Source organism: Microcoleus sp. B3-D7, from assembly GCF_036705305.1.
In the GTDB taxonomy this organism is placed as follows: Bacteria; Cyanobacteriota; Cyanobacteriia; order Cyanobacteriales; family Microcoleaceae; genus Microcoleus.
Genome location: NZ_JAUBUE010000013.1, coordinates 39705 through 40324, shown reverse-complemented (window position 1 = coordinate 40324; position 620 = coordinate 39705). Strand labels below are relative to the sequence as shown.

Genomic DNA, 620 nt, shown 5'->3' with positions numbered 1-620 from the left:
CAGATTTTCGACTATCGGTTCTGGTTGAGAATGCTCGATCGACTCTTGCCTTTCGACAACTGGTTCAGATTCTGACTGAGGATGCTCGATCGACTCTACTGTTTCTACAACTTGCAGATTTTCGACTATCGGTTCTGGTTGAGAATGCTCTATCGACTCTACGGTTTCTACAACTGGTTCCGATGCTGGTTCATGATGCTCGATCGACTCTACGGTGTCTACAACTTGCAGATTTTCGACTATCGGTTCTGGTTGAGGATGCTCGATCGACTCTACGGTTTCTACAACTGGTTCGGATTCTGGTGGAGAAGGCTCGATCGGGAGTACCTCACTTTTGTAAAAAATGTTTTTTACAAAAGTGAGCATCCTGCTTGCTTGTTGAGATATCTGTAGCGAGTAAGATGATCTGGTTCCTGTGACACCCAAACTGAGATTCTTCCCTTTTATCGGCTGTACGGTTTCTACAACTGGTTCGGATTCTGGTTGAGGATGCTCGATCGACTCTACTGTTTCTGAAACAACGGGCTGATTTTCGACTATCGGTTCTGGTTGAGGATGCTCGATCGACTCTACTGTTTCTGAAACAACGGGCTGATTTTCGACTATCGGTTCTGGTTGAG

The 620-nt window shown here is 45.6% G+C and carries 1 pseudogene; it reads right to left on the bottom strand.

The annotated features are described in order from the left end of the window. A pseudogene (locus tag QUB25_RS11955) lies at positions 1-620 on the bottom strand (ATP-binding cassette domain-containing protein); the annotation flags it as partial.